This is a genomic window from Gordonia rhizosphera NBRC 16068, from assembly GCF_000298195.1.
Taxonomy (GTDB): domain Bacteria; phylum Actinomycetota; class Actinomycetes; order Mycobacteriales; family Mycobacteriaceae; genus Gordonia; species Gordonia rhizosphera.
Genome location: NZ_BAHC01000103.1, coordinates 19,300 through 27,531, shown reverse-complemented (window position 1 = coordinate 27,531; position 8,232 = coordinate 19,300). Strand labels below are relative to the sequence as shown.

Annotated in this window: 6 protein-coding genes; 1 reads left to right on the top strand and 5 read right to left on the bottom strand. The window is 67.4% G+C overall.

Annotated elements, in window-relative coordinates; genetic code table 11:
• Window positions 1-376 precede the first annotated feature (376 nt).
• The 3 genes from tyrS to GORHZ_RS11925 are packed head-to-tail and all read right to left on the bottom strand — an operon-like array spanning window position 377 to window position 4,959.
• Window positions 377-1,672 carry a tyrosine--tRNA ligase gene (gene tyrS, locus GORHZ_RS11935; RefSeq protein WP_006333277.1) on the bottom strand — a complete coding sequence of 432 codons (1,296 nt, stop codon included), beginning with the start codon at window positions 1,670-1,672 and terminating at the stop codon, window positions 377-379.
• Window positions 1,673-1,695: 23 nt separating this feature from the next.
• Window positions 1,696-1,911 (bottom strand): Trm112 family protein, encoded by a 216-nt coding sequence (locus GORHZ_RS11930; protein ID WP_006333275.1) that lies wholly within the window; start codon window positions 1,909-1,911, stop codon window positions 1,696-1,698.
• A gap of 42 nt (window positions 1,912-1,953) precedes the next feature.
• On the bottom strand, window positions 1,954-4,959 hold the full coding sequence (locus tag GORHZ_RS11925; RefSeq protein ID WP_006333273.1) for an AMP-binding protein: 3,006 nt from the start codon (window positions 4,957-4,959) through the stop codon (window positions 1,954-1,956).
• Window positions 4,960-5,123: 164 nt separating this feature from the next.
• Here GORHZ_RS11925 and GORHZ_RS11920 point away from each other — a divergent pair, with 164 nt between their 5' ends.
• Window positions 5,124-5,525, top strand: coding sequence for a CAP domain-containing protein (locus GORHZ_RS11920; RefSeq protein ID WP_006333271.1), 402 nt, complete (start codon window positions 5,124-5,126; stop codon window positions 5,523-5,525).
• Window positions 5,526-5,536: 11 nt separating this feature from the next.
• Here GORHZ_RS11920 and argH read toward each other — a convergent pair whose 3' ends face one another.
• Complete coding sequence (gene argH, locus GORHZ_RS11915) at window positions 5,537-6,976, bottom strand: argininosuccinate lyase (protein ID WP_006333270.1); 1,440 nt, start codon at window positions 6,974-6,976, stop codon at window positions 5,537-5,539.
• Entirely contained in the window at window positions 6,973-8,172 is a 1,200-nt protein-coding gene (locus GORHZ_RS11910) for an argininosuccinate synthase (RefSeq protein ID WP_006333264.1), read from the bottom strand. The genes argH and GORHZ_RS11910 overlap by 4 nt, the downstream gene beginning before the upstream one ends.
• Between the last annotated feature and the right edge of the window lie 60 nt (window positions 8,173-8,232).

Here is an 8,232-nt window from a genome sequence, read left to right as displayed (position 1 = left end):
CACTGAAACCAAAGTTTCAACACAATCAGGAAAGCAAAACCTGACAAAACAATCCAAAAAAACTGGCATCAAAAAACTTCAAATAAAGATCTTCGACACCACAATAAATGGCATCGAAAAATCGTCCAACACACTATCGAGTTCTCAAAGAACACACACCCACCGGACGGACCCTGTGACAGGCACGGCTCCGATGAGCTCTCCCCTGAGCGCGACAAGTTCACGCTCACGTTCTCGGGAGTGGCCCCGCATTGGCGGCCCGAACCAGTGGCCCGGGCACTTTGACTTCCCCGGTTCCCGTTGGCCCCAGGGGAGTCGCTCTCTGCGGTGCATCGATTAAGTTACACACGCGAGAACAACGCGTCAAATCGCCTGGTCAGAGCGCTATTCGCGCACCCGCGAAACTCTTCTTCCCGCGCCGGACGACCAACCATCGGCCGTGCAGGAGGTCGTCGGGTCCCGGCTGCCATTCGGGCTCGGGGATCTTGACGTTGTTCACGTAGGCACCGCCTTCGGTGACAGCCCTGCGGGCGGCCTTGTTGCTGTCGGACAGTCCGGTGTCGACGAGTAGTTCAACAATCGTCGGGCGGGTACCGGCGTAGTCGGCGATCGACGTCTCCCCGAGTGCGGCGGCAAGCGTCTGTTCATCGAGTCCGGACAGTTCGGCGCGGCCGAACAAGGCCTGGCTCGCGAGTTCCGCGGCGGCGGTGTGCTCGGGCCCGTGGATCAGGGTGGTCATCTCGGCGGCCAGACGCTTCTGCGCGATACGCAGGTGCGGGGTCTCCTCGGTGGCGCGCTCGAGTTCGGCGATCTCCTCGCGTCCGAGGAAGGTGAACCATTTCAGGTAGCGCACGACATCGGCGTCCGCGGTGTTCACGAAGTACTGGTACCAGGAGTACGGGCTGGTGAGTTCGGGATCGAGCCACAGACTGCCACCGCCGGTGGACTTGCCGAACTTCTTGCCGTCCGAGGACGTGACCAGCGGAACCGTCATCGCATGCAGGGTGACGCCGTCGATCCGGCGGCTCAGGTCGACCCCGCCGACGATGTTGCCCCACTGATCCGACCCGCCGATCTGCAGCGTGCAGCCGTGCCGGCGATGCAGTTGCAGGAAGTCATTGGACTGCAGCAACAGGTAGCTGAACTCGGTGTAGCTGATGCCGTCGGATTCGAGGCGGCGTTTGACCGTCTCGCGCGCCAGCATGACGTTGACCGAGAAGTGTTTGCCGAGGTCACGAAGGAAATCGATGGCCGACAACTCGGCCGTCCAGTCCATGTTGTTGACGACGAGCGCACCGCTCGGCGACTCGTCGAGCGTGACGAACCGACGGAGCTGCGCGTCGATGCGTGCGGCCCAGCCGGCGACCGTGTCCGCGGTGTTCATCGTGCGTTCGCCCACGTCGCGCGGGTCACCGATGAGCCCGGTGGCGCCACCGGCGAGCACGATCGGACGGTGTCCGAACTGCTGGAACCGGCGCAGTGTCAGCAGCGGCACGAGATGGCCGGCATGCAGGCTCGAGGCCGTCGGGTCGAATCCGGCGTAGAGCGTGACCGGCCCTCGCGCGAGTTCCGCGCGCAGGTCGTCGAGGTCGGTTGATTGGGCGATCAGGCCACGCCACTCGAGATCGGAGAGGATGTCGGTGGTCGTGCGGTCAGACGTCTCGGCGCTCACCCTTCGATCTTGTCATCCGCTTGTCAGGACTCGCCGGTCAGTCTCCGGTGCTCGTCGTCGTCGACATCGCGGGCCTCGGTGGCCAGCATGACCGGGATCCCGTCGTCATCGATGTGGTAGGCCACACGCAGGCGGGGGTTGTAGAGCTCGTCCCCTGCGTCGATCAGCGGTCCGTGGTCCTGTGGGCAGACCAGCCGTTCGCGCGTGATGGGATCGATGGACTCGGCACGTGACGTCACGGGTTCCCCTCCTGTCTCGACGCTATCTCTGTGGTGAGCACCCTACCCGCCGACTTCCGAAGACTCGGTGTGGGTCGGCGACGGCCCCACCCAGTTCGCTTCCGCCGCAGCGGTTCTCGTGTAGCGGCGATAGCGGCCCGCGGCGTCGCGATACCACACCCGGGCCCCTGGCCTGGGTAGGCCTCGGCGCGCGAGGGTCGCCGCGATCGGACGGTACGAGTCGGATACGCCGATCTCGTCGGCGACCCAGATCAGGTGGGGTCGCTGCTCGGCGGGCAGCCCGCCGAGGCCGATCCGCAACGCCGTGATGGTCAGCGACTCCGACCGCTCGCCGAGCTGGCGTGTCGTGACCGCGGCTACCGCGACCTGCCGTCCCGGGTCTCCGACGCCATAGGCGACGACCTGGTCGACACCTCGGACCTGCGACAACGCGAACTCGATCGGCGGGGCGTAGATCGGTCCGGTGGAGGTGCGGATCACGCCCGCCACCGATCCCTGGAACCACAGTTCCCCGTTCGCGTCGCGTTTGAACAGGTTGCCGGTCACCTCCCACCGGTCGCGGGGGACGAACACGTCGCGCAGCACCGTCGACGACGCGTCGAAACGGTGGCGCGCACGCGCGAGCAACAGGCCCACCTCGTCGACGCCGGTCCGTCGGACGAATCCCGAGTCGTCGACGATGAGGCGATCGGCGGTGACGTCATAGGCCGCGACCTCGACGGGATTGGTTTCCGGCAGCGCCTGGCCCATTGAGCCGATCTTGTCTCCGGATACGTTCGCCAGGATCGCCGAGCCATCCGCGGTGGCGAAGAACTCGAGGACGCGTGCCCGCGGGAAACCCTCGACGACCTCCGCCCATAGCCCCGACGGCATACCCGAGCCCATGAACAGCCGAATCGGGTTGTACTGGTTGATGCGGAAGTCCTCGCTCCGGATGACGTCGCGCAGCATCGTCCACGTGTAGGACACCACCGTCACGCCATAGCGCTGCACCTCGGCCGCGAAGGTCTCGGCATCGATCCGCGCCGAGAGCGCGATGCGCGAACGACCGACGACGGTGGCGCCCAGCGTGGTGAGCAGACCCGACGCATGGTGCAGCGGCGGCAGGCAGTACACGGTGTCGCGGTCGGTGAGTCCGGCCGCCGAGGCAGCACCGAAGGCCGAGATCGCGAATCGATGGTTGGTGACCGGCCACGGCGCGAGTTTCCCGCGCGCCCGGTTGAACAGGATGAACGCGAGGTCGCCGGCCAGACCCGGGTCGCGACGGTACCAGGACGGGATGCGCACCGCGTCGGGGTCGATCTGCTCCATGTCGACGACCGATGCACCGTCGGCGGAGGTGATGGCCCGCGAGTCGCCGCCACCGAGCACGAGGACGCGATCGCTGTGTTTCGTCGCGATGTCGAGATGGTTGGGGTCGGTGACGACCACCGAACAGTTCCCCAGCCGCATCATCTCCGCGACGTCGCCGTCCGGGGCGAGCATCACCGCGACCGCGCCCAGCCGCGACAGGGCGGCGACCACGACGAGCGCGCTCGGCCGGGTGTCCATCATCACCCCGATGTGGACCCCGGGACGGATGTCGCATTGGATCAATCCGGCGACCACGTTGTCGATGCGGGTGTTGACCTGTGCGTGGGTCAACACGCGGTTCTCGAAGAGGAAGAGCTCTTTGTCGGGAGTCCGCTTGCTGTTCTCCGACATCAGCTTGCCCAGCGAGATCCGGGTGCCGGTCTGGATCTGCCCGAGCCGCAGCAGACGGGGCACGGTGCGCACCGATTCCTGGGCGATCGCACGCGACGTCCGCTGTAACGAGTTGGCCATGCCGATCAACTCGCGGGACACACCGGCACCGGCATCTGCGACCGATCCGAGGCCATGAGTGATCCGCGACGACAGGCTCACCCCGGATCCGTGCGGATCCTGGGTCTCATGCATCTCCTCCACCAGCGGCGGCTTCTCGCCGGTGCCGTCGCGCCACAGCACCCATTCGGCGGTGGTGGGCCAGGTGTGTGCACCCGCGGTGCTGCCGACGACCAGGCCGAAGTGTCCGACCGGCACCCGTGACTCGAAGACCGACGCGCTCGGCGCGGCGCGCAGGATGCCGCGGACCGCCAGCGGCTGACCGATGTCATCGGCCTCACCGACGAAAGCCAGTACCGGACAGGTGATCTCGGTCAGCGACACGAGGTCGCCGTGGATCACGAAACCACCGGACATCATCCGGTTGTGCACCACGAACTGCCGCAACAGCTCCGCGACCGCGGGTCCGGACCAGGCCACCCAGCCCTCGACCTCGATGAAGCGCCGTTGATCCTCCCGCGGCAGTAGTGCGTCGCGGTCGTGAAGTCTGCGGAGGAAGTCGATTCGGCTGCGCGCCGTCTTGACCGGATCCGCAAGCTGAAATCCCGTCCGCGCCATCCATCCCGGCACCCACAACCGGCTGAACACCTTGTCCGCGAGCAATTCCGCGCCCGGCACCACCAGATCGGCGGGTAGGCCGAGCGGCAGCGCGGCCAGGACGTCGACGGGACTGCCGAAGGTCACGAGACTCGCGATGCCCTTCGATCGGCGGTAGGCGGCGGTCTGGTAGGCGAACATCCCGCCCTGCGAGTACCCGCCGAGGTGCACGTCGCGGCCTGTGCCCTCGATGATCAGGTCGATGGCCCGGCTGACCGCGACGACGTGGTCGGCCAGGGTGCGTTCCATCCCGCCCTCTTCGGAATCCGGGGAGCCGAAATCGATCACCCAGGGGGTGATCCCGTTGCGGTGCAGGATGGAGACGGCGCCGTTGTGTTCGGTGACGTCGTAGACATTCGCCGACACCATCATCGGCGGGACGAGGACGATCTGGGGTCCGTCACCCGGGGTGTCGGGGAAATACCGCCGCAGCCGGAACATCTTCTCGGTTTCCACGACGGTGAACGGAGCGGGTTCGGTACCCGTGTCGAAGCCGCCGAAACGCAGCACCTCGAGACCGTTTTGTGCGGTCGCCACGACACGCTCCACCGCGCCACTGATGTCGGGTAAACCCGGCAGTCCCACCATGGCGCTCTGCCACCCCCATCGATCTGTCGAACATCACCGGTCGCAGTGATGCTGACACTGTACCGACCTGCCCGCCGACACGGGCACCGGAGTGGGTCGGGCGATCAGGACCGCCACCGCGCCCGCACTGCTCTCGTCGGCACCGGCTGATAGCGTGTGCGGTCATGTCCACGGCCGCGAATGCCAGCCCTGCGGGCCCACTGTCCCCTCAGGAGCTCGCGGCGGCGACCAATCGGTACCGCGCTGCGCACGGCGTCCCGGCGCTGCAGCCGAACCCCCGGTTGTCCGAGGTGGCGCAGACGTGGACACAGCAGATGGCCGACCGGGACATCCTCGCCCACAACCCGTGGTATTCCGGCGAGATCCCTTCAGGCTGGACGAGCTCGGCGGAGAACGTGGCGCAGAACTGGCAGTACGCCAGCGCCGACGCGGTGATCGACCAGTGGGCCGGCTCCCCCGGTCACCTGCAACACATCCTGAACCCGTCCTACACCGACCTCGGCGTGGGTGTGGCCGTGAACGCGGCCGGCAAACTCTACGCCACCCAGGTGTTCGCGCAGTACTGACGATCAAGCGATCAGGACCAGCGCCCCCGACGCTGGGCCACCTCGTCTTTCAGCACCGCGAGTTGTCGCCTCACCTGCGACGATGCGGTGCCGCCGTGCGCATTGCGCGACTCGATCGAACCGCGGACCGTCAGCACGTCACGAACCTCGGGCCGCAGATCCGGACTGATCGAGGCCAGCGTCTCGTCGTCGAGATCCGCGAGCCCGACACCGCGTTCCTCGGCCGCCCGTACGCTCGCACCTGCGACCTCGTGCGCGACACGGAACGGAACTCCCTGGCGCACAAGCCATTCCGCGACATCGGTGGCGAGGGTGAAGCCGGCCGGAGCGAGTTCGGCCATCCGGTCCTCGTGGAAGGTGAGCGTGCCCACCAGGCCCGCGATGGCCGGCAGCAGCAGGTCGAGCTGGGCAACCGAATCGAAGAGCGGCTCCTTGTCCTCCTGCAGGTCACGGTTGTAGGCCAGCGGTTGCGCCTTGAGTGTCGCCATCAGCCCGGTCAGGTTGCCGATGAGGCGACCCGCCTTGCCGCGCGCCAGTTCGGCGACGTCCGGGTTCTTCTTCTGGGGCATGATCGAGCTGCCCGTCGACCAGGCGTCGGCCAACGTCACGTACCCGAACTCCGGTGTGCTCCAGAGGATGATCTCCTCGGACAGCCGCGACAGATCCACCGCGATCATCGCGAGCACGAACGCCCCCTCGGCGGCGAAGTCGCGCGCGGAGGTCGCGTCGATCGAGTTCTCGGCCGGCCGGTCGAATCCGAGGTCGGCGGCGATGGCGGCCGGGTCGAGCCCCAACGACGACCCGGCGAGTGCACCGGAGCCGTACGGAGAGACCGCGGTCCGACGGTCGGCATCGGCGAGCCGGTCGAGGTCGCGGATCAGCGGCTGCGCATGGGCGAGCAGGTGGTGCGCCAGCAGCACCGGCTGAGCGGCCTGCAGGTGCGTCTTGCCCGGCATCACGGCGTCCGGATGGGCCTCGGCCTGCGCGATGAGCGCGTCGACGATGTCGAGCACCCCGACCGCGACCCGGCCCATCGCGGCCCGCAGCCACATCCGGAACAGCGTCGCGACCTGGTCATTGCGCGAGCGCCCGGCGCGCAGCCGGCCGCCGAGTTCCGCACCCACTCGTTCGATCAGCCCGCGTTCGAGGGCGCCGTGCACGTCCTCGTCGCTCTCGGCCGGACCGAACGAACCGTCCGCGACATCGTCGGCGAGTTGAGACAGCCCGGCCAGCATCGCCGCCAGGTCGTCGTCGGTCAGCAGACCCGCCCGGTTGAGTACCCGGGCATGCGCCATCGACGCCTCGATGTCGAACGGCGCCAGCGCCCAGTCGAAGTGCGTCGACTTGCTCAGCGCGGCCATCGCCGCGGCCGGACCGTCGGCGAATCGGCCGCCCCAGAGCGAGCCCTCGTTGGTGCCGCCGGCGCCGCCGTCACCGTTGCTCGAGGTCACAGATCCAGATCCCGCTTCGCGGCGATCTTCGACGACAGGCCGTGCAGTTCGACGAATCCACGGGCCATGGACTGATCGAAGCTGTCACCCTCGTCGTAGGTGGCGAGGTTGAAGTCGTAGAGCGATTCCGAGCTGCGGCGGCCGGTGACGGCGATGTGCCCGCCGTGCAACACGAGGCGGATGTCGCCGGAGACGTGCTCCTGGGTCGAGGCGACGAAGGCGTCCAGCGACCGCTTGAGCGGGGAGAACCAGAGCCCGTCGTAGACCAGCTCGGCCCACTTGCGGTCGGTGCGCCGCTTGTAGCGGCCGAGTTCGCGCTCCAGTGTGACGTGCTCGAGTTCCTCGTGGGCACGGATGAGCACCATCGCGCCGGGCGCCTCGTAGACCTCACGGCTCTTGATGCCCACGAGACGGTCCTCGACGACGTCGAGGCGTCCGACGCCCTGAGCACCCGCCCGGCGGTTGAGTTCCTGGATCGCCTCGAGCACGCTGACCGGACGTCCGTCGATCGCGGTCGGGCGGCCCTTGTCGAAGGAGATGATGACCTCGTCCGGCGAGTTCCAGTTGACCGTCGGGTCCTCGGTGTAGTCGTAGACATCCTTGGTCGGGGCGTTCCACAGGTCCTCCAGGAACCCGGTCTCGACGGCCCGGCCCCACACGTTCTGGTCGATGGAGAACGGCGACTTCTTGGTCACGCTGATGGGGATGTCGTTCTCCTCGGCGAACGAGATCGCCTTCTCGCGGGTCCACGCGTAGTCGCGCACCGGGGCGAGCACCTCGAGGTCGGGGGCCAGGGAGGCGAACCCGACCTCGAAGCGGACCTGATCGTTGCCCTTGCCGGTGCAGCCGTGGGCGACGACCGTGCCGCCGTGGTCGCGGGCGGCGGTCACCAGGTGCCGCGCGATGAGCGGTCGCGACAGAGCCGAGACCAGCGGGTAACGGTCCATGTAGAGGGCGTTGGAGGTGATGGCACCGAGGCAGTAATCCTCGGCGAACTCGTCGCGGGCGTCGACGACGACGGCCTCGACCGCACCGCAGTCGAGGGCGCGCTGACGCACGACGTCCATGTCCTCGCCGCCCTGGCCGAGGTCGAGGGCGACCGCCACGACCTCTTTACCGGTCTCCTTGCCGATCCAGCTGATCGCGACCGAGGTGTCCAAACCGCCCGAGTACGCGAGTACGACGCGTTCCGCCATGTCCTTCTCCTGTTGTTACTGCGGTCGCCCGGGACGTGTTCGGCCGGGTGACCTTTGTTC